Origin of the sequence: Mesorhizobium sp. M1E.F.Ca.ET.041.01.1.1 (assembly GCF_003997355.1) — a bacterium.
GTDB lineage: Bacteria > Pseudomonadota > Alphaproteobacteria > Rhizobiales > Rhizobiaceae > Mesorhizobium.
The window spans coordinates 1-20,302 of the sequence record NZ_RZSL01000050.1; the positions used below are offsets into that span (position 1 = coordinate 1).

Below are 20,302 nucleotides of genomic sequence, written 5' to 3' on the forward strand. Positions count from 1 at the left end.
CTGCAAGTGTTGGGCGCAACGCCGATGCCGGGCGCGATGCCGCGTGGACCGCGACCGGCGGCGCGCCGACAGCGTCAATGACCGAACGCTCTGCCGGTTCGGCCACTGTTTCGGCGCCGACGTGGGCAAGGCGCCTACGTTCTGAACAGACCGCCCGGGCAAATCGCCACGCTGCCATGCAAGCTGTCCGAGACGGAGACCGGCCGGGAGGCAGCGCCAACCCCTCTCTCAACGACAAGGATGACTAGATGCTCTTCAAGCGACCCGTGCACCGTTACGGCAAAACACCCGAACCGGTCACGCCGTATCAAAAAGCCGCCCAACTGTGGGACGAGCGCATCGGCTCATCTCGACTGCAGGCCAGGAACTGGCGGATCATGGCCCTTGGCTGCCTGGCCTTGGCGACCGGGCTTTCCGGCGGACTCGTATGGCAGTCGATGCAAAGCCGTGTCGTGCCTTATGTCGTCGAGGTCGATGGCTTCGGCGAGACGCGCGCCGTCGCGCCGGCGGTCCGGAATTATGAGCCCTCGGATGCTCAGATCGCCTGGCATCTCGGCCGCTTCATCCAGAATGTCCGTTCCGTTTCCACCGATCCGGTTTTGGTTCGGCAGAACTGGTTGGCAGCGTACGACTTTGCTAGCGATCGCGCAGCGCTCTTCCTCAACGAATACGCCAAGGCGAACGACCCCTTCGGTCAGATCGGAACGCGCAGTGTTTCGGTACAGGTCACCAGCGTGGTCAGAGCCTCCGAAAGTTCATTCCAGGTCAAATGGACCGAGCAGGTGTTTGAGCGCGGAAGCCTTGCCAGCACGATGCGCTGGACTGCGATCCTCACGATCGTGATCCGCTCGCCAAGCAATACGGATCAGCTGCGCAAGAATCCGCTCGGCGTCTTCATCAATGCCATTGACTGGTCACGCGAGCTCGACAGCGCCGTCCCAGCCCCCCTTTCTCCGACGGAGTCCACCAATGAAAGGTAAAATGTCACCGATTCGTGCCGTGCTGATCCTATCGGTGTCGGCAGCGGTCGTTTCCGCTTGTGCATCGAAGAAGGTGCCGCCGCCTGAGATTTCCTATGACGCTGCCGACTTCAAACCGGCCGCGATCGAAAAAGCGCCGGAGAGGCCGATTAGAATTGTCGAGGTGCCAAAACCACTGCCGCTGCCTGGCCAAATGCAGCCCGAGCCCGGCAAGGCCGAGGACAAGCGCCCTCCTGAAGAACGCGTCGCTGATGCCAACAAAGCCGCGACCCAGCAACCCACCAAGTACGGGTATGTTAATGCAGTGCAAGTCTACCCCTTCACCGATGGCGCGCTTTATCAACTCTATGCCGCGCCGGAGCGCGTGACCGACATCGCTCTGCAGCCGGGCGAGAAACTAACCGCCGTGTCGGCTGGCGACACCGTGCGCTGGGTCATTGGCGATACCGCAAGCGGCACCGGTGACAATCAGCGCACCCATGTTCTGGTAAAACCCTTCGCGCCGGGTCTTGCCACCAATGTCGTCATTACGACGGACCGGCGGACCTATCATTTGCAGCTTCAAAGCACCGAGAAGACCGCAATGGCGGCAATCTCCTGGACCTACAGCCAAGACCAGATCATCGCGCTTCGCCAGCGCAATGCTCAAGCCGAGGCAGTTACACCGGTCGCGTCGAACATCGCGCTCGAAAACCTTCGCTTTCGCTACTCAATCAGTGGCGACACACCGCCCTGGAGACCGACGCGAGCCTTCGACGACGGCAGCAAGGTCTATATTGAGTTCCCTCGTCGCATAGATCAGGGCGAGGCGCCACCACTCTTCATCGTCGGCGCAGATGGGAGCAGCGAGCTCGTCAACTATCGCGTGCGCGGCAACTATTACATCGTCGATCGGCTCTTCGCCGCGGCCGAACTTCGCCTCGGCACCAAGCGGCAGCAGGTGATCCGCATCAGCAGGATTGACGGCAGGCAACCGCAACGGCGGATCTCGCTCTTTCGCGGCAGCCGGCGAGGTGAGGGCTCATGATCGAAAATTCCCGCTCTGGCATCCCGCCGAAACTGGATCCCGAGGAACTGCAGCTTCGGGCCTCTCCCCGCCGCGTGGTGCGGTTCAGGCGCGGTGTGATCATCGCTATCGCAGCGCTCGGATCCGGCGCTGTCTTCGGCGTTACCATGATCGCCCTCCAGGGGCCGGCCCTTCGCATCAGGGATCAGGCGGAAGATCTCTACAACACTGAGCGCAAACCAACCGCCGAGGGACTCGATACGCTTCCCCATGACTATTCCGGCATGAAGCCAAAGCCTCCCGTCCTTGGGCTACCTTTGCCGGGCGACCTCGGCCGCCCCATCCTCGAGCGGCAGCGCCAGCTCGGCATCGTGCCGGGCCAAGACATCTCGGCCGAGGAGCAGCGTCTAGCGCAGCAGGCGATCGAAGCGCGTGAATCGCGGGTGCTTTTCCGCGTCGAAAATCGAGCTCAACAGACAGATGTCGGAGAGAGCGTGCAAACTGCTCAGCATCCATTTGAGGCGCTTCCCCAATCCGAAGCAGGACGCGCGTCAGCCTCGGTGGCGGCGGCGGAAGGCGACCAGAACAATCAGCAGCGAAAGCTTGATTTTCTCAGCCAGCGGAGCACTGGCGGGATCTACAATCCGCATGCGCTTCAGACGCCGATCTCGCCATATCAACTGATGGCTGGCAGCGTGATTGCCGCCAGCCTGATCACCGGCATCAATTCCGATTTGCCGGGCCTTGTCGTCGCGCAAGTCACCGAAAATGTGCACGACACGGTCACGGGCAACATATTGCTGATTCCGCAGGGCTCACGTCTTATCGGCGTCTACGACAGCGTCGTCGCGTTCGGGCAAAAGCGAGCGCTGCTGGTCTGGCAGCGCATTCTGCTGCCCGACGGCTCGTCGGCCGAAATCGACAATCTGCCCGCGAGCGACACCGCCGGCTACGCAGGGCTGGAAGACAAAGTCGATTTCCACACTTGGCAGATGATCAAGGGAGTGGCGCTTGCCACATTGCTCGGTGTCGGCACAGAATTCAGCCTCGGCGAAAACGAGAGCGATCTGGTCAAGGCGATCCGGGAATCAGCCCAGCAGAACGCCAGTCGAGCCGGCCAGCGCATCACCGAAAAAAACCTCAATATCCAGCCCACCATCGTCGTCCGCCCAGGTTGGCCACTGCGCGTCATCGTGCACAAGGACATCGTGCTGCGGCCATACGCCAGTTGAGCAGGAGTTATCATGGCTGACCTGAAACTTGGAAAACTTCCGGACCGAACAGCTTCGAAGATCACCATTACCGTCAGCGCGGAGCTGAGCCAAACACTCAAGGAGTATGCTGCACTTTACCGTCAGACCTATGGTCAGTCTGAAACCGTGGCAGAACTCATCCCTTTCATGCTGGCGGCGTTTCTGGAAGGCGACCGAGCCTTTGCCAGGGCCAGAAAAGAACGTCTGCCGACGGAGCTTGCCGGAAAATCGTGACTCCTCCGCTAGGGCAGCTGGAACATTGCCTAGCTGTCGCGACCTACCTGCTCCTCGCGAAGCATAGGATCAAACCCCTTGGAATGTAGGTATGCGCAAGAGAGGATGTGGAAGGAGATACCGCGCAACAGCCTAAGTTTGCATTTTCGATTTGATGCGGTAGTCGCCTATGAGCGGTCAAAACGAACGCAGCTGGTTCGCCGATCGACCAAACGGCGAGCGCACTGTGCTTTGCTCAGACCGCCACCGAGTGCCTCGCCGTTCCCCCTTTGAAATATGTATCGAACTTGGCCGCGATGGTTCGAATGAAGGGGCGACTTTCAGTCCGTACGAGGAAACTGTCACCATCGAATTCAAGCGCTCGGGCAGGATCGTGGAGTGCGATGGACCTCGAGCGATGAAGGAGCTGCTCGCCGGCTTTGCCGAACCGCTCCACCAGATCGACTGCCGAGAAGGCAAAATCACACATCAGCCGCTCGATGATCCAGCCACGGACGCGATCGTCGTCGGAAAGGGCAACGCCGCGGACGGCAGCCAACCCGCCATCCGCAACCATGCGCCCGTACCCGGCAGTCGAAGCCATGTTTTGCACGTAGCCTTGGCGAAAACGACCGATGGACGAAGGGCCAAGTCCGATCAGTGTCGGGCAGCGATCCTCAGTGTAGCCCTGAAAATTGCGATGCAAAACCCCTGCGCGGGCCGCTATGGCCAGCGCATCGTCGGGCTTCGCGAAATGATCGAGTCCTATTGCCTCATATCCCTTGGCGACAATTGCCCGCGCCGCGAGTTGAGATTGGGCGAAACGCTCAGTGGGACTCGGCAGCCATGCCTCGTCGATCATCGTCTGATGCTTCTTGAACCAGGGCACATGTGCGTAGCCGAACAGGGCCATCCGGTCTGGCTCCAAGGTCAGTGCCTGCGCCACCGTGGAACAGATCGTCTCGCGTGTCTGATTCGGGAGCCCGTAGAGCAGGTCCAGATTGACCGATTCGACGCCCCGCGAACGAACCCCGTCGACGACTGCCTTGGTCTGCAAAAAACTCTGCTCACGATTAATTGCTTTTTGCACTTGCGGATCGAAATCCTGCACGCCGAGGCTCGCCCGGGTTACGCCGATTTGAGCAAGTGCATCAAGGCGCGCCTTGTCCATGTCGTTGGTTTCGATTTCGATGCTGACCGTAGCATCCGGGAGAAAGTCGAAGCTGTCCCGCAAGGCCGCTCCAAGAGCAACCATATCATCGGGCCTCAGAATAGTTGGCGAACCGCCACCGAAGTGGATTGCACGGACATGTGCCTTGCCGCTCAGCAGACCGGCAATCGTGACGATTTCGGCATTCAGCGAGCGCAGATAAGCGGCCACCGGCTCATATTGGTGCGTCTGCTTGGTGTGGCAGGCGCAGAACCAGCAGAGCTTGTCGCAGTAAGGAATGTGCAGGTACAGCGAGATTTCGTCGCCGCTTTCCAGCGTCTCCAACCAGCCACGGTAAATGGCAGCATCGATCCCCGAATGGAAATGCGGCGCCGTCGGATAGCTGGTGTAGCGTGGGACGTTCTCGCTGAGTTTGACAGCTATTTCCGATTGCATCTCGCGTTCACCGTGTTGCCCGCCGGAACACTGCACGCATCGCTGAAGCAGACCCTGATCTCGATCAGCCGCGCTCATGGACAAACCGCCGCAGGATTTCTCTACCCTGGATGGGTATCCTGCCGGCAGTTAGGATCGGGTAAGGCGAACGCATGACCTTTCGGCAAGACATTCATAGTTCCGGCATTCCTGTTCTTTGCTTCCCTTGCGAGGCACGGCGTCGCGGTGTCTGCGGTGCGCTCGATCCAGACAATTTGGTTGGGCTCGCCAAGACTTGCTCGCGTCGCCGGATCGAGTCAGGAATGGAGTTGACCGGCGAGGCACAGAACGTCGACAGCTACTCCAACGTGCTTTCAGGCGTTGTAAAGCTATCAAAGAGCCTGTCGGATGGGCGCCAGCAGATCGTCGGTCTCCAGTTTGCACCGGATTTTCTGGGACGTCCTTTCAAGGTGGAAAGCTCGATCAATGCGGAAGCGGCAACAGCAGTCACGCTGTGTTCGTTTCCGCGAGCGGCCGTCGAACGGATGATGAAGGCGTCACGGGAATTCGAGCATCGCCTGCTCAAACAGACGCTGAATGAACTCGATGAGGCGCGCGAGTGGATGGTGACGCTGGGGCGCAAGACAGCTCCGGAAAAGGTAGCGACTTTTCTCCTCATGATGGCCCGGAATATCGATTCCAGTCTCGATGCGGCTTCCGGGTCGGCGTCCTTCGATCTGCCGCTGACGCGTGTCGAAATGTCTGATTTCCTTGGAATCACCAACGAGACCGTGAGCCGCCAACTGACGCGATTGCGGGCTGACGGGGTGATTCGGATTGAGAACGCACGCCATGTGACGGTGGACAGCATAAGCCGTCTGGAGAAGCGCTGTGGCGGCGGACGCGAGCGGCCCTAAGCGGCGAGGCCATGTCGCATGACTCCGGGGCGGGCCGTGTTTGCCTTTTAATGCGATGTTGCCGCGCCTTCGACGAAGCGGCGTCACGGTCGAGACAAACAGCTTTCGGGCTTTGATAGGAACGTGACCAATCGCCAGGTGTGTTTCGGCACATACCGGCGAAGCATGGTCCTTAATCTGCCACGGCTCGGCGGAACGATCGCGTTCGTTTCCAATGGGATCCGAACAACGTTTGGCAGGGCATCGGCAATAGCATCCAACGCGCGCAGGGCCTCAGCTTTCGCCTCAGCGATCGCGTCTGCGCCCGCCCAACCCAGGGAACGCCTTCCATGAGGGGGGTGAGCCCGCGCTGCGTTCCTCGTTCATTCGCCACCTGCTGATTGCGCCGCCGACACAAAATCTTGCGGCCTGACATAGATCAGGGCGAGGGGGCGGCGGCTGCGCGATTAGTGCGCTGCGGATTTGGCATCCACCAGATTCGAGATCGGGATCTGCAATGAAATTCGGCACAGAGATCGTCCTTCTAAGCGTGTTCGCTTTTGCGGCCCTGGTGGCCGCCGGCTTCGGCGTGGATGAACCTTTCCGCCGACACATGTGGGTGTTGTTCTTCGCAGTGGCTGGTTTCACTGCGATCCTGTTGCGCAACACGGAGTTCAAGCCAGCAGCTCCGATTGACCCATCCGCTTACATGGATGGTCCGATCCGCTACGGCGCGATCGCCACCGTGTTCTGGGGTGTCGTCGGCATGCTGGTCGGCGTGGTGATCGCGCTGCAGCTCGCCTACCCCGATCTCAACATCCAGCCCTGGTTCAATTTCGGTCGTTTGCGGCCGTTGCACACATCCGGTGTCGTCTTCGCCTTCGGCGGCAACGCGCTGCTTTGCACGTCTCTGTATGTCGTGCAGCGCACCTGCCGCGCCCGCCTCTTCGGCCGTGATCTGGCCTGGTTCGTCTTCTGGGGCTACCAGCTGTTCATCGTCATGGCCGCGACCGGCTACCTGCTCGGCATCACCGAGGGCCGCGAGTACGCCGAACCCGAATGGTATGTGGATGTCTGGCTGACCATCGTCTGGGTCGCCTACCTCATTCTGTTCCTTGGCACGATCCTGAAGCGCAAGGAACCGCATATCTACGTGGCCAACTGGTTCTACCTGTCGTTCATCGTCACCATCGCGATGCTGCATGTGGTCAACAACCTGTCCATACCAGTCTCGTTCCTGGGCTCCAAGAGCTACTCCGCCTTTTCAGGGGTCCAGGACGCCTTGACGCAATGGTGGTACGGCCACAACGCGGTCGGCTTCTTTCTCACCGCCGGCTTCCTCGGCATGATGTATTATTTCGTGCCCAAGCAGGCGAACCGGCCAGTCTATTCGTACCGGCTGTCGATCGTCCATTTCTGGGCGATCATCTTTCTCTACATCTGGGCCGGGCCGCATCACCTGCACTACACCGCCTTGCCCGATTGGGCGCAGACGCTCGGCATGGTGTTCTCGATCATGCTGTGGATGCCGTCCTGGGGCGGCATGATCAACGGCCTGATGACGCTGTCCGGCGCCTGGGACAAGCTGCGCACCGATCCGATCATACGCATGATGGTGATGGCCGTCGCCTTCTATGGCATGTCGACCTTCGAAGGCCCCATCATGGCGATCCGGGCGGTCAATTCGCTGTCGCATTATACCGACTGGACGATCGGCCACGTCCATTCGGGCGCGCTCGGCTGGGTTGGCATGATCTCGTTCGGCGCAATCTACTACATGGTGCCGAAGCTCTGGAACCGGCAACGGCTCTACTCGTTGCGGCTGGTCACCTGGCATTTCTGGCTGGCGACACTTGGTATCGTTGTCTACGCCGCGGTGATGTGGGTATCCGGCGTCATGCAGGGCCTGATGTGGCGCGAATACGACGAGCAGGGCTTCCTGGTCTACTCCTTCGCCGAGACCGTCGCCGCCATGCACCCCTACTATGTCATGCGCGCCATCGGTGGGGCCATGTACCTCTCCGGCGCGCTGATCATGGCCTGGAACATCACCAGGACCATCCTCGGCCACCAGCGCGAGGAGGAGCCGATGCCGAGCCCCGTCGCCATCCGACCTGCGCGATCAGGAGCCAGGTAATGGGCTTGATGGACAAACACGCAATCATCGAGAAGAACGCCACGCTTCTTCTCGTTGGCTCGCTGCTCGTGGTGACGGTCGGCGGCATCGTCGAGATCGCGCCTCTCTTCTATCTCGACAATACGATCGAGAAGGTGGAAGGCATGCGCCCCTATTCGCCGCTCGAACTTGTCGGGCGCAACATCTATATGCGCGAGGGCTGCTACCTCTGTCATAGCCAGATGATCAGGCCGTTCCGCGACGAAGTTGAGCGCTATGGCCACTACAGCCTAGCTGCCGAGTCCATGTACGATCACCCCTTCCAGTGGGGATCGAAGCGCACCGGGCCGGATCTCGCCAGAGTTGGCGACCGCTACTCGAATGCATGGCATGTCGCGCATCTTACCGACCCGCGCTCGGTGGTGCCGGAATCGATCATGCCGAGCTATGGGTTCCTGAAAGACACGCCGATCGACGTGAAGGATTTCTCAACGCATCTGGTCGCCAACAGGCTTGTAGCCGTCCCTTACACCGATGACATGATCGTCCACGCCAATGCGGATCTGGCGGCGCAGGCCGATCCCAATGCCGACACATCAGGCCTTGAGGCGCGTTACCCAAAAGCCAAGATCGGCGACTTCGACGGCAACCCGCAACAGGTCACCGAAATGGATGCCCTGCTCGCCTACCTGCAGATGCTTGGCACACTGGTCGACTTCAAAAATTACGACGAAGCCGCCGGCTACCGCTGAGGAGAACGCTGATGACCTACAATTTGATGCGGGCGTTTGCCGACAGCTGGGGCCTGGTTGCGATGGCGCTGTTCTTCGTGGGGTGCATCGCCTTTGCCCTACGCCCCGGCAGCCGAAGGCTGGCCGACGAAGCGGCCCGCATTCCGCTCGAGGACGAGTGATCATGAGCGACGAGCATATCGATGAAATCTCTGGCGTCTCGACCACCGGCCACGAATGGGATGGCATCCGGGAGCTGAACAACCCGCTTCCCAGATGGTGGGTTATCACCTTTTACGTCACCATTGTCTGGGCGATAGGCTACACCATCGCCTATCCAGCATGGCCTCTGTTGCACTCGGCGACGAAGGGTGTGCTCGGCTATTCCAGCCGCAACGAGGTCAGGAACGAGCTGACTGCGGCTGAGGCCGCCAAGGGCAAATATATCTCGGCGGTGGAGTCCAAGAGCGTCTCGGAGATCTCCGCGGACGACGGCCTGCGCGAATTCGCAATCGCCGCCGGTGGCGCCGCTTTCAAGGTCAATTGCGTACAATGTCACGGCTCCGGCGCCCAAGGTTCCAAGGGCTTTCCCAATCTCAACGACGACGACTGGCTATGGGGCGGCAAGGCCGAGCAGATCCAGCAGACGATTACGCACGGCATCCGCTTCGCATCCGATCCGGACACGCGCCTGTCGGAAATGCCGGCCTTCGGCGACATCATTACCGCCGACCAGATCGCACAAGTCAGCGCCTACGTGGCCAGCCTTTCCGGCAAGGTCCGCGATGCAAGTCTGATCCAACCCGGCGCCAAGGTCTTTGCCGAGAACTGCGTCGCCTGTCACGGCGACAATGCAAAAGGCAACAGGGAATTCGGCGCCCCCGACCTGACCGATGCGATCTGGCTCTATGGATCCGGTGAGACAGCCATCGCCGCACAGGTCCGTGCGCCAAAACAGGGCGTCATGCCGGCCTGGGTTGGCCGTCTCGGCGAGATCAAGGTCAAGGAACTTGCAGTTTATGTCCATTCGCTTGGCGGCGGAGAATAGGAATGGAAGTCCTATTCTTCGGTCCCCCCTGCCAAGCGGACGAGGCCCGGCGTGAGCCGGGCCTCGACACCATCCCTAATGCGATCTGCACAACCCGGCAAGGCTATCCTACCGCGAGGCTTTACGACAGGTGCCCCTGACATTGGCTGGGAAAGTGGAGTTGCACATGCGTGATAAGACGCAGTTGACACGGCTCGAAACAGAAACTGTCAATTCCGCCAAAACCCGCAAGCCGCTTTATGCCGCGCGTCAAAAGATCTTTCCGAAGCGCGCCTCGGGCAACTTTCGTCGCTTCAAATGGCTGGTGATGACGATCACACTTGGCATCTACTACCTGGCTGCGTGGCTGCCTTGGGCTCGCGGTCCATTTGCCCCGGACCAGGCAGTCCTGCTCGATCTCGCGAACCGGCGCTTCTACTTCTTCTTCATCGAGATATGGCCCCAGGAATTCTTCTATGTGGCCGGCCTCCTGGTCATGGCGGGCGTCGGTCTTTTCCTGATCACCTCGACTGTCGGCCGTGCCTGGTGCGGCTATGCATGCCCTCAGACGGTGTGGGTCGATCTGTTCCTCGTCGTCGAACGTGCGATCGAGGGGGACCGCAACGCCCGCATGAAACTTGACGCAGGTCCCTGGACCGCGCGCAAGCTCATGCTGCGTGTGTCCAAGCACACCATCTGGCTGGTCATAGGGGCGGCGACTGGCGGCGCCTGGATCTTCTACTTTGCCGATGCACCGACGCTGCTCGGCGAGCTCTTCACCGGCACTGCGGCGCCCGTCGCCTACATCACTGTCGCCGTCCTGACGGCTACCACCTACACGTTCGGCGGTCTGATGCGCGAACAGGTCTGCACCTATATGTGCCCGTGGCCCCGCATCCAGGCGGCCATGCTCGATGAAAATTCCCTCACTGTCACCTACAATGACTGGCGCGGCGAACCGCGTTCGCGCCACGCCAAGAAGGTGCTGGCCGCAGGCCAGCCCGTGGGCGACTGCGTCGACTGCAATGCCTGTGTCGCGGTCTGCCCGATGGGGATAGACATTCGCGACGGCCAGCAGCTCGAATGCATCACTTGCGCGCTCTGCATCGACGCCTGTGACGGCGTCATGGACAAGCTCGGCAAGGAGCGTGGGCTGATCGCCTATGCGACGCTCTCCGACTACAACGCCAACATGATGCTGGCGACTGCAGGCGGGTCCAGCTCAGTCAATCCATCGCTGATCAGGACCGCTGATGGCCTGTTCTCCGACAAGGTGGCGCATTTTCACATCCGCAAGATCTTTCGGCCGCGCACCTACGTCTACATGGGCTTGTGGTCGCTGATCGGCCTCGGCCTGCTCTATTCGCTGCTGACGCGCGATCGGCTCGAACTGAACGTATTGCATGATCGCAATCCCCAGTTCGTCACGCTGACCGACGGATCCATCCGCAATGGCTATACCGTCAAGCTGCTCAACATGATCCCCGAGCCGAGGACGATCGTCGTAACCATGCAGGGCCTTGAAGGCGCTGACATGGTCGTCGTCGGCGACGACATCCCCGCAGGCCGTTCCTTCGCCATTCCGGTCGAACCCGACCGCCTGAAAATGCTGAGGGTCTTCGTTCGCCAGCCGGCGGACCAGATCCGCGCTCCGGCACAGACCTTCAAGTTCCGCGTCGAGGACAGAGCCAGCTTTGAGTCGAACGAGTACACCGCCACCTTCAACGCGCCGGAGCCCCTCAGATGACTGCCAATGTACAAAAGCCTCGTGAATTCACCGGCAGGCACATGCTGGTCATCATCCTGGCCTTTTTCGGCGTGGTCATCGCAGTCAATCTGACCATGGCAACGCTCGCCAGCACAAGCTGGACTGGCCTCGTCGTCGAAAACACCTATGTGGCGAGCCAGCAATTCAACAAGAAGGCCGAGGAAGGACGGGCGCAGGCAGCACTTGGCTGGACCGGCAAGCTGACCATCGCATGGGGCGAAGTTCGCTATGGCCTCGCCGACGTCGCCGGCAAGCCGGTTCCCTTGCACGGCGTCAAGGTGCTGTTTCGCCATCCCGCGTACGAGAAGGAGGACAAGTCGGTCACCCTCGCACCCGCCTCGGGCCAGGAATTCGCAGCCCAGCACATGCCGAAGGACGGCGTCTGGATTGTCGAAGTCGACGCCGACGCCGGTCTGGACAAACCGTATCGCGACGTCCGCCGGATCATGATTTCCAATGGAGCGCTGCAATGAGTTGTTGTGCACCGGGCGCCGAAATGGCGCTTGATCTGGTCAACACCGGATCGGTCCTGCCGTCCAGCCAGGAGATCAGGCTGGCGAGCCGATCGCTTGGCGATGATCTTCACCAGACCGATCTTTCAGTACCGACGGTTCATTGCGCAGGCTGCATCCAGACGATCGAGACGGCGCTGGGAAAGCTCGATCGCGTCGAGAGCGCCCGCGTCAACCTGTCGACGAAACGGGTCTCTGTCCGGTGGCGTGGTGACGAGGTCCCACCGTTCGTCGTCGCGCTTGGGCGGCTAGGCTACCAGGCGCATCTCTTCCCTTCCGAGGTCGGCGACAAGGACAGGACGTTATCGGATTTGATCCGCGCGGTCGCGGTTGCCGGCTTTGCGGCGGGCAACATCATGCTGCTTTCGGTCTCGGTCTGGTCCGGCGCCGAAGGTGCTACCCGCGACCTGTTTCACTGGGTCTCGGCGCTGATCGCCATTCCTGCCCTCGCCTTCGCCGGCGGCATCTTCTTCCGTTCGGCCTGGAATGCTTTGCGCCATGGCCGCATGAATATGGACGTGCCGATCGCGGTCGGTGTTTCGCTCGCCTACGCCATGAGCCTCTACGAGACGATCAACCATGGCGATCACGCCTATTTTGACGCGTCGGTATCGCTGCTGTTCTTCCTGTTGATCGGCCGCACGTTGGATCACGTGATGCGCGAACGTGCCCGGACCGCTGTGAAAGGCCTGTCCCAGTTGGCCGCACATGGCGCCATGGTGCTGCGCAGCGACGGCGCGCGCGACTATTTGCCGGTCGGCGAGATCGAACCAGGCATGCGGTTGTTGATCGCAGCCGGTGAGAGGATCCCCGTCGACGGCAAGATCATCCAGGGAACGTCGGATCTCGACTGCTCGCTGGCCTCAGGCGAAAGCACGCCGAAAAACGTGGCGCCGGGCGAAGCAGTTCAGGCCGGCGTGCTCAATCTTACCGGCCCGCTGACGATTGAGGCGACAGCCGCCGCGAAGGATTCGTTTCTGGCGGAAATGGTTCGTCTTATGGAAGCCGCAGAGGGCGGCCGCGCGCATTATCGCCGGATCGCCGATCGCGTTTCAGCGCTCTATGCCCCGGTGGTTCATCTCACAGCCTTCGCGACGTTCCTTGGCTGGATGGCGGTGACCGGCGACTGGCACCGGGCGATAACCATCGCCATTGCCGTTCTGATCATCACCTGCCCGTGCGCGCTCGGCCTCGCCGTACCGATCGTTCAGGTGGTCGCCGCGCGGCGCCTGTTTGAGAACGGCATCATGGTAAAGGACGGTTCTGCCATGGAGCGCCTGGCGACGATTGATACAGCGGTGTTCGACAAGACCGGAACGCTCACGCTCGGCCAGCCCCGGCTGGTCAATGCATCGTCGATCGATCCGGCCATGCTGGCAGTCGCGGGAGACATGGCTACGCATTCCCGCCATCCTTTTTCAAAGGCCATAGCCGGTTTTGCCCATCCCGGCGGGCAGTACAAATTTGATGCCGTCACCGAGCATCCAGGGTTTGGAATCGAAGCCACTGGAGCCGGAAGCACCTGGCGGCTAGGCCGACGCGGATGGGCTGGATGGAGAGCCCGGACCGGTGGTGAAGGCAAACATGGCGGAACCGTGCTGACAAAAGACGGGTTCATTGTCGCGACCTTCGATTTTGAGGACGCGCTGCGCGCAGACGCCAAGGCGGCGATCGGGCAATTGAGCCATGCCGGGGTGTCAGTGGAAATGCTGTCGGGCGATACTGCGGGTGCCTGCGGTGAAGTCGCAGAAATGCTGGGTGTCAAGGACTTCGTTCCGTGCCTGCTGCCATCCGGCAAGGTCGAGCGCATCGAGACCCTGGCGAAAGACGGACACAAGGTTCTGATGGTTGGCGACGGCCTCAACGACACGCCGGCGCTCAGCGCGGCGCATGTCTCGATCGCTCCAGCTACCGCCGCCGACATTGGCCGCAATGCCGCCGACTTCGTATTCCTGCGCGAAAGCCTTCTGGCAGTGCCTCTCGCGCTGGACGTCTCGCGCAAGGCGGGACACCTGATCCGCCAGAACATCGCGATTGCGATCGTCTACAATGCGGTGGCAGTACCAATCGCCATCCTCGGGCACGCCACGCCTTTGTTAGCGGCGATTGCCATGTCTGCCTCATCGGTGCTTGTTATTGGAAACGCATTGCGCTTGCACGGCTTCGGGGCGAATGCGACGCTGCAAGTTATTCAAAAAGTCGGACGCTCCGCAGTCAGCTATTCGGCATAATCCTCGTGACGACGTTGCTCTATCTCATACCAGTGGCCCTTTTTCTGGGTGCACTGGGTGTGTCCGGCTTCGTCTGGGCATTGCGAAGCGGTCAATACGAAGATCTCGACGGAGCCGCCGAGCGGATACTAATTGATCGGGACGACAAACCGGAACGCTGATTTCAATCCGCTGTGCATAAGATGCGCGGATCGCGCTCGTCAGTCGAGCCGGCTCGGTCGGGAACAAGCTGTCCATGCTCCATGCTCCATGCTCCATGACCATCTTGACCTAAGCTGCACACTACATTTGTGAAAAGCCTCTGTCGTGCGAAGGACTGCCTCCCATTGCACCCAGTATGAGGCGGCTGATGCCACGAGAGTACCTCGCGTGGCCGGACGAGAGCTTGGCCATGTGCGCACGGGTTCCAAAGTGGAACGTCACGGTCGATCACCTGACCGTGAACCGCCAGTGCCGATTGGTCATGTCTGGCTGATCCAGATCAGGGTCATACTCATCGGTGTGTTCTATTGACCAGTCTTCGACGGAGAAATGCATGACTTACGGAAAGATTGGTCGTCATTATCAGCACCTTCACGGTTCTGGGTTTTCTGTCGTGTGGTCGGCCATGCCTTGTGCTTACGGCGCAGCCATTAGCTGACCGGCGTCGTGTGTATCTCGCTTGCTGGCTGACCATCCGCGTGGCTGCGCGGACACGGGGGCCGATCAACAGCTTTCGCCTTTGATGGGTTGTGTGCGTCGAAAGTGGCCTTCTTTGGGCTGACTTCGTAGAAATGTTCCAGGGCTCGCATCCAGCGCCGAAGATCCTCGTGATGTCAACGTGCTGCGGAGCATCATCGGGGTTGGGACGTGCGTTTTCGAGATCGATCAACCGTCCGAAGTTGATCATTGGTTCGAGTGACGCGCGCTATTTCGACGACTATGTCGCCGCGTGGGCTTTGCTCTATCGGCGACTGAATTGCAAGGACATCGACATCGAAGCCATGCAGCAGGTTCTTGATGAGATATGCGCGGTCGTGGATAAAAGTTTCCGCTACCTTGGCTGGGATGACGAGAGAGAGCGCTACGTTCGATACCCTCGCAAGAGAGCCCGCTTCGACGTCGTGGAGCGTGAGTAGTATGCGCAAGGGTTCCAGGTGGAATGTGGCGATCGATGCGGCGCGGCCGTGGCTGACCAGCGTCGCGAGTGTCTCGCTTGCTGGCGGCGATCTGCGCGGCTGCGCGGCCAAAGGGCGGGATCGGTTAGCCGCATCCACCTCTGAGCGCTTTGAGTGCTTCGTTGCCGATCGATGCGAATCTCCCGGCCCAGCGCCTTTAGGCAATGCGGCGGCCACGGAGCTCATGTCACTCGGCTCAGTTCCACCGTTACACGAGGATAGGCGACCGGATGGCGGCACGCTGATGGGCTCTGACGATAATTTTGACATCGTTGTCGTTGGAGCCGGCCCGGTCGGCCTTTCGTTCGCTGCGTCGCTTGCCCAAAGCGAACTCAAGGTGGCAGTTGTTGAACAGAACACATTCGATAGTCTGGCGAATCCGGCTTTCGATGGTCGCGAAATCGCGCTGACCAACGCTTCGATCAGAACCCTTCGCGAGCTCGGCGCCTGGGATGTCATCCCGGCTTCGGACAAATCAGCACTTCAAGGCGCGCGCGTGCTCAACGGCTCGAGCGCATTCGCTCTTCGTTTCGATCCTCCCAGCAACTCTGGAGAACCGCTGGGGGTTTTGGTTCCAAATTGCCGGATCCGCGAGGCGCTGTTCAAAATCGTCCGCTTGCAGGATCGCGCCCGGCTGTTGTGCGGCCACTCGGTCGTCGATGCAACAAACAGCCAAGAAGGAGCAGTCGTAACGCTCTCTAATGGCGCGCGTTTAACTGCTCGGCTGGTTGTTGCCGCGGATTCGCGTTTGTCCGCCACGCGTGATCTGCTAGGCATCGGCGCCGATATCAACCGGCTTGGCCACTCGATGCTGATTTGCCGAGTGAGGCACGAGCGCGCCCACCACCAGATCGCCATCGAATGGTTCGATCACCATCAGACGATAGCGATGTTGCCCCTCGCGGAGGGCATGTCGTCGCTGCTGCTCACATTGCGCTCAAACGAGGCCTATAGACTGCTTGCCTTCGATGATGATTTGTTCCTGTCGGAGTTGACGAAACGGTGTCGAGGGCGCCTTGGAAAAATGACCTTGGCAAGCAAGCGCCACACCTATCCGCTGGTCACGACCTGGGCGCACAAATTCCGGGCGCCGAGCGCCGCACTCATCGGCGACGCTGCCATCGGCATGCACCCGGTGACCGCTCACGGATTCAACATCGGTCTCAGCAGCCAGAAGCAACTCGCCCGTGGAATCATGACTGCGTGCCGCGACGGCCGCAATGTTGGCGACCCCGACATGCTGCATATATACGAAAGGCGGCTGCGCCTGTCGGCGGCGCCGCTCTACCATGCAACGAACATATTGATTGGACTCTACTCCAGAGACCACCTGGCGGCACGGCTTGCAAGGCATCTGGGGCTTCGCTTTGCCCAACATGTTCCCCTTGTCCGGCATGGGATATCGGCGGAGCTCCAGCGGTGATACTGCACCAGCAGTCGCATTTTTGCGCGTGCTGGGCGAGCGATGGGAGAGAGTGCATGATGCACCGGAGTAATCCTGCTCCCCGACGCTGATCTCCGATTGAAGAATTAACCCGTCCTTCAGGGGGGCTGCATAGGCTGCGGACAAGCAGGAGTAAGCAAGCTGACCCGTCCAGCCTTGGAAAAGAAGATCCGCTGGAGGCGAGAATCCTTCAGGACCAGCTCGCTGATCTGAGGGCAGGCCTTTTCGTCTCAATGCCGATAAGCATTGTGCTGTCCGGGCTGATTTTGACCGTGCAGGCCCTTTCCGGGAACGGTCTTGCTGGCGCGGCCTGGTTTTCGGTCGTTAATGCGATAAATGCCGCCCGCCTTGCACTCGCCCGTCATCAGCTGAAGGAACCCGGAGTCCAGGATGATCTGACACGGGTTTGGCTGCGGCTTCGCTGGTTTGGCAGGCTTGCTCTTCTGGCGGGATTCACCTGGTCATTCCTTGCCATCCTAACGGCTGGATACACGACGTCTCAAGCATCGCTGCATCTAATAATTCTGGCGGGCATTTCAGCTGGCGCGGTCACGTACGGCAGCTCATATGCTGCGGCAGCGATATGCTTCATCACACCGCCACTCCTCATTGCCGCCGCATGTTTGCTGACGAAGGGAGCCCCGGAAAACTACATTCTGGCTTTTGCCGTCCTGCTTTTCGAGGGCGGCCTGGTTCGATCCTCGTTCGTTGGACAAGCGCGCTTCCGTGACGCGAGCCGCCTGAGACATCAAGCCGAGCGGCTTGCCGCGGAAATGGAGCGCAATTCCAGGGAGGACCATCTTACCGCGCTCCTCAACAGGCGGGGCCTCGAACATGCAATCGATCAGTTTGAGAACACCGATGGACCCTTTGTGGCCATGCTGATTGATCTGGACGGGTTCAAATCTGTCAACGGTACCTACGGTCACAGAACGGGTGACGAGCTGCTTGCCAGGATCGCCCGCCGAATAGAGGAAGAAGCACCGGAGGGCTCAACGCTCGCCCGCATCGGTGGGGATGAATTCGTGCTGGTTTTTTCTTCGCGAAAGAATTCTCCTTCTCCCACCAATCTCGCGTCCAATCTCATAGCCAAGCTTGCTCGCCCCTATCCTGGGATCGCATCCGTCCGCATTGGAGCGTCTATAGGAATCTACTTGGCTGAAAACCCCGGACTGACGGAAATGTTGTTGCGGGCCGACATCGCCCTTTACACAGCTAAGCGCCGCGGCAGGAATGAATTTTGTCTGTTCGGTGCCGAGCTAGCCCGGGAACTGCAACGCCGCCAGTCAATCGAACGCGATCTTCATTCGGCGATAACGATGAGAAGCTTGGTCGCTTGGTTTCAGCCAATCGTAAGACTCGAAACTGAAGCGTCGTCGGTTTTGAAGCCTTGCTAAGATGGTCTCACCCGCTTCACGGTCCCATTTCTCCGCCCGAGATCATGACAGCGGCACGCGAAACTGGAATGCTTCAGCTGCTAACTCAAACGGTATTCGCCGACTGTTGCGCTCTTATCGAGGGCTTGGTCAAAGCTGACCGTCGTGATGTTCGTGTGGCGATGAATGTTTCACCGCGCGAGTTGGAAGCTGGCGATATTGACGAGATGATTCTTAATGGTCTGGCGGCAAAAGACCTCCCTGCAACGATGTTCGACATCGAGATTACCGAAGAAGCCCCAGTGGATCCGGACAGAGTGGATGAAAAGCTCGGCCAGCTTTCACATGCTGGCATTTCTATCGCGCTCGAGGACTTCGGCACCGGTTTTTCGACGTTGGCATCGCTCAAGGACAGTCGGATCAGGAAAGTGAAAATAGATCAGGGCTTCATTCGCGGCTTAGCCAAGTCCCGGGAGAATCGGCTGCTTGTCAAAGCGGTGATTGACCTTGGTAGGACGCTCGGGATCGAGGTCATGGCCGAGGGCGTTGAAACAGAGGCAGATCGGCAAACTCTGTACAAGCTTGGCTGCAGAACCGCGCAGGGCTTCCTGTTCTCTAAGGCAGTGCCTCTCCATTTGGCACTTGATTCGGTAGTAAAAGAGCACGCGAAGGAGTTGTGACCGGCCTCTCCGTCCGTGCTGCTCGCGGAACTTTCATGTGGGGTGGACCTGACGCGCGAAAGCCGTTTCGGACGGTAGAGTTATTACGGGGGCGAAACTGAGCACGTGGTTTGGATAGCAGCAATCCGGTCCACCGGCGCACATGCAGCGGCTTCATACAAGCGTTCAAGTTGCGAGATGAGCTTGAGTGAACGACGTCGGAGAATTGCGTCCCTTGGACGCTGGTTTCGCGGTTCCCGTAGGATTCGATTACGGGAAGCGTTCTTGGCTGCTTCTCGGCTCAGCGCTCATCTGGATGAACAACGTACCCGCGGTCAAGGTTTTCGCGACCTCAACCCAGTCACCATCCCGCAACAGCAGCGGTCGGGTCCTGATCAAGCGCTCAGCCTCAGCACAGGTGCTGGAGCAACGGTAGAGCGCGGAAAACGTGTATCGGAATGCGCTGGCTCACCATAGGAAGCTGCCACGGCATGTCGAATGTCCCCAGGGGGCGGGACCGTTCCCTTGCATTTGTCTCGATGACGGGCTCTCAAAGCTAAAGCCAAGAGAGCTTTATAAAAATCGCACCCGATCGGCTGCGCAACGACGACCAGCTGAGGCCCGATCGGGTGCTAAGGTCGTGCCAAAAAAGGCGCGTCACTGTCGCATTTCTAGCCGGCTTGCGATCGGACGTCATCTCTTGGCGATCGTTGCCCCTTCTCTCAAATGCGCTTAGCGGCGCCGACGGCGAATAGCGCAAGCTTTTCCACCCGTTTCTACTCCACTACCGAGACTCGTCACCAACCTCCTTTTATTCGCTTCCATATGGCCCATCCTGTCTCCAATCGAGGAGGAGCGCGAACATGGGCCAAGCCGTAGAACGTCTCAGTCTCGGGAATTCTTCTGCTCGCCAAACTGCCGTTGTCACCGGCACCATATTTGGCAGGGTGACAGTGAACGACAAGATATCAGGCGTTCTTGTCTGGGCTGAACTATGCTTGCAAGCCATAACCCAAAAATCGCCGATCCCTTTGAATTCGAGCCGGATGAATGGGTGTTTCAAAATTTTTGGCGGTTTTAGGCAGAACCCTCCGATGGCCCGCGTACCGGTCAAGCTTCGTGAGCACTTTAGGTTCGTCGATCAGGCATAGGTTTGTATCCCATGCCACATGCTGGCCGTTTGCCTAGTTCGGAAGCCCTCGAGAGGCGTTGCTCGTCTTGGTATGGCGTCGCCCCTTTTTCCGATCCATCGGCCACGGAGCTAGAATGCTGTCTAGCTGTTGCCGCCTACTTGGTCATCCGGCATGGAGATGCCTATATACCGACCTTCGAAAGGCTGGAATACGAG

At 59.8% G+C, this 20,302-nt stretch carries 18 protein-coding genes; 17 read left to right on the forward strand and 1 reads right to left on the reverse strand.

All coding sequences use genetic code 11. The features are described 5' to 3' along the window. The first annotated feature begins 248 nt into the window (after nt 1–248). From trbF to EOA38_RS07025, 4 genes are read left to right on the forward strand one after another with little or no spacing between them, the layout of a single operon-like run. The gene (gene trbF, locus EOA38_RS07010) at nt 249–980 is read left to right on the forward strand and encodes a conjugal transfer protein TrbF (RefSeq protein ID WP_126063930.1); all 732 of its coding nucleotides are present in this window, start codon (nt 249–251) and stop codon (nt 978–980) included. A 1-nt stretch (nt 981) separates the two neighbouring features. Continuing rightward, the gene (gene trbG / locus EOA38_RS07015; protein WP_127232321.1) at nt 982–2,007 is read left to right on the forward strand and encodes a P-type conjugative transfer protein TrbG; all 1,026 of its coding nucleotides are present in this window, start codon (nt 982–984) and stop codon (nt 2,005–2,007) included. After that, nucleotides 2,004–3,218: a TrbI/VirB10 family protein gene (locus EOA38_RS07020; RefSeq protein WP_126057785.1), complete on the forward strand. Its 1,215-nt coding sequence runs from the start codon at nt 2,004–2,006 to the stop codon at nt 3,216–3,218. The genes trbG and EOA38_RS07020 overlap by 4 nt, the downstream gene beginning before the upstream one ends. Nucleotides 3,219–3,230: 12 nt before the next feature. Further along, complete coding sequence (locus EOA38_RS07025) at nt 3,231–3,473, forward strand: DUF2274 domain-containing protein (protein ID WP_126057786.1); 243 nt, start codon at nt 3,231–3,233, stop codon at nt 3,471–3,473. Nucleotides 3,474–3,708: 235 nt separating this feature from the next. Here the strand turns inward: EOA38_RS07025 and hemN are convergent, their stop codons facing one another. Then, the gene (gene hemN / locus EOA38_RS07030) at nt 3,709–5,058 is read right to left on the reverse strand and encodes an oxygen-independent coproporphyrinogen III oxidase (RefSeq protein WP_126059321.1); all 1,350 of its coding nucleotides are present in this window, start codon (nt 5,056–5,058) and stop codon (nt 3,709–3,711) included. Between the two features lie 152 nt (nt 5,059–5,210). Between hemN and EOA38_RS07035 the strand changes: the two genes are divergently transcribed. From EOA38_RS07035 to EOA38_RS40250, 13 genes are all read left to right on the forward strand, one after another. Next, nucleotides 5,211–5,954 (forward strand): Crp/Fnr family transcriptional regulator, encoded by a 744-nt coding sequence (locus EOA38_RS07035; protein ID WP_126057787.1) that lies wholly within the window; start codon nt 5,211–5,213, stop codon nt 5,952–5,954. Between the two features lie 496 nt (nt 5,955–6,450). Then, a complete protein-coding gene (ccoN, locus tag EOA38_RS07040) occupies nt 6,451–8,070 on the forward strand; it encodes a cytochrome-c oxidase, cbb3-type subunit I (protein ID WP_126057788.1) in 1,620 nt (539 codons plus the stop codon). After that, nucleotides 8,070–8,801, forward strand: a complete 732-nt coding sequence (ccoO, locus tag EOA38_RS07045; protein ID WP_126057789.1) for a cytochrome-c oxidase, cbb3-type subunit II — start codon at nt 8,070–8,072, stop codon at nt 8,799–8,801. Before ccoN ends, ccoO begins: the two co-directional genes overlap by 1 nt. Before the next feature lie 11 nt (nt 8,802–8,812). Then, nucleotides 8,813–8,962, forward strand: coding sequence for a cbb3-type cytochrome c oxidase subunit 3 (locus EOA38_RS07050; RefSeq protein WP_024502864.1), 150 nt, complete (start codon nt 8,813–8,815; stop codon nt 8,960–8,962). 2 nt (nt 8,963–8,964) lie between these two features. Next, the gene (gene ccoP, locus EOA38_RS07055; RefSeq protein ID WP_126057790.1) at nt 8,965–9,828 is read left to right on the forward strand and encodes a cytochrome-c oxidase, cbb3-type subunit III; all 864 of its coding nucleotides are present in this window, start codon (nt 8,965–8,967) and stop codon (nt 9,826–9,828) included. A gap of 166 nt (nt 9,829–9,994) precedes the next feature. Beyond that, a complete protein-coding gene (gene ccoG / locus EOA38_RS07060; protein ID WP_126057791.1) occupies nt 9,995–11,554 on the forward strand; it encodes a cytochrome c oxidase accessory protein CcoG in 1,560 nt (519 codons plus the stop codon). Beyond that, complete coding sequence (locus EOA38_RS07065; protein ID WP_126057792.1) at nt 11,551–12,048, forward strand: FixH family protein; 498 nt, start codon at nt 11,551–11,553, stop codon at nt 12,046–12,048. The genes ccoG and EOA38_RS07065 overlap by 4 nt, the downstream gene beginning before the upstream one ends. Beyond that, nucleotides 12,045–14,318, forward strand: a complete 2,274-nt coding sequence (locus EOA38_RS07070) for a cation-translocating P-type ATPase (protein WP_126059322.1) — start codon at nt 12,045–12,047, stop codon at nt 14,316–14,318. Before EOA38_RS07065 ends, EOA38_RS07070 begins: the two co-directional genes overlap by 4 nt. A 5-nt stretch (nt 14,319–14,323) precedes the next feature. Next, the gene (gene ccoS / locus EOA38_RS07075) at nt 14,324–14,479 is read left to right on the forward strand and encodes a cbb3-type cytochrome oxidase assembly protein CcoS (protein ID WP_081714250.1); all 156 of its coding nucleotides are present in this window, start codon (nt 14,324–14,326) and stop codon (nt 14,477–14,479) included. A 681-nt stretch (nt 14,480–15,160) separates the two neighbouring features. After that, the gene (locus tag EOA38_RS07080; protein ID WP_126063931.1) at nt 15,161–15,436 is read left to right on the forward strand and encodes a hypothetical protein; all 276 of its coding nucleotides are present in this window, start codon (nt 15,161–15,163) and stop codon (nt 15,434–15,436) included. A 280-nt stretch (nt 15,437–15,716) separates the two neighbouring features. Continuing rightward, nucleotides 15,717–16,898: a 5-demethoxyubiquinol-8 5-hydroxylase UbiM gene (gene ubiM, locus EOA38_RS07085; RefSeq protein WP_185928959.1), complete on the forward strand. Its 1,182-nt coding sequence runs from the start codon at nt 15,717–15,719 to the stop codon at nt 16,896–16,898. Nucleotides 16,899–17,167: 269 nt separating this feature from the next. Further along, nucleotides 17,168–18,316 carry a GGDEF domain-containing protein gene (locus EOA38_RS40245; protein ID WP_245454738.1) on the forward strand — a complete coding sequence of 383 codons (1,149 nt, stop codon included), beginning with the start codon at nt 17,168–17,170 and terminating at the stop codon, nt 18,314–18,316. Beyond that, nucleotides 18,310–18,975 carry an EAL domain-containing protein gene (locus tag EOA38_RS40250; protein WP_245454739.1) on the forward strand — a complete coding sequence of 222 codons (666 nt, stop codon included), beginning with the start codon at nt 18,310–18,312 and terminating at the stop codon, nt 18,973–18,975. The genes EOA38_RS40245 and EOA38_RS40250 overlap by 7 nt, the downstream gene beginning before the upstream one ends. The last annotated feature ends 1,327 nt before the right edge of the window (nt 18,976–20,302 follow it).

Bases quoted from the DNA above. Each gene is read 5' to 3' on its own strand.
- ccoO (WP_126057789.1), top strand. From the start codon at position 8,070: ATGGGCTTGATGGACAAACACGCAATCATCGAGAAGAACGCCACGCTT.
- ccoP (WP_126057790.1), top strand. From the start codon at position 8,965: ATGAGCGACGAGCATATCGATGAAATCTCTGGCGTCTCGACCACCGGC.
- EOA38_RS07065 (WP_126057792.1), top strand. From the start codon at position 11,551: ATGACTGCCAATGTACAAAAGCCTCGTGAATTCACCGGCAGGCACATG.
- EOA38_RS07050 (WP_024502864.1), top strand. From the start codon at position 8,813: ATGACCTACAATTTGATGCGGGCGTTTGCCGACAGCTGGGGCCTGGTT.
- EOA38_RS07070 (WP_126059322.1), top strand. From the start codon at position 12,045: ATGAGTTGTTGTGCACCGGGCGCCGAAATGGCGCTTGATCTGGTCAAC.
- EOA38_RS07020 (WP_126057785.1), top strand. From the start codon at position 2,004: ATGATCGAAAATTCCCGCTCTGGCATCCCGCCGAAACTGGATCCCGAG.
- trbG (WP_127232321.1), top strand. From the start codon at position 982: ATGTCACCGATTCGTGCCGTGCTGATCCTATCGGTGTCGGCAGCGGTC.
- ccoG (WP_126057791.1), top strand. From the start codon at position 9,995: ATGCGTGATAAGACGCAGTTGACACGGCTCGAAACAGAAACTGTCAAT.
- trbF (WP_126063930.1), top strand. From the start codon at position 249: ATGCTCTTCAAGCGACCCGTGCACCGTTACGGCAAAACACCCGAACCG.
- hemN (WP_126059321.1), bottom strand. From the start codon at position 5,058: ATGCAATCGGAAATAGCTGTCAAACTCAGCGAGAACGTCCCACGCTAC.
- ccoN (WP_126057788.1), top strand. From the start codon at position 6,451: ATGAAATTCGGCACAGAGATCGTCCTTCTAAGCGTGTTCGCTTTTGCG.
- EOA38_RS07035 (WP_126057787.1), top strand. From the start codon at position 5,211: ATGACCTTTCGGCAAGACATTCATAGTTCCGGCATTCCTGTTCTTTGC.
- EOA38_RS07025 (WP_126057786.1), top strand. From the start codon at position 3,231: ATGGCTGACCTGAAACTTGGAAAACTTCCGGACCGAACAGCTTCGAAG.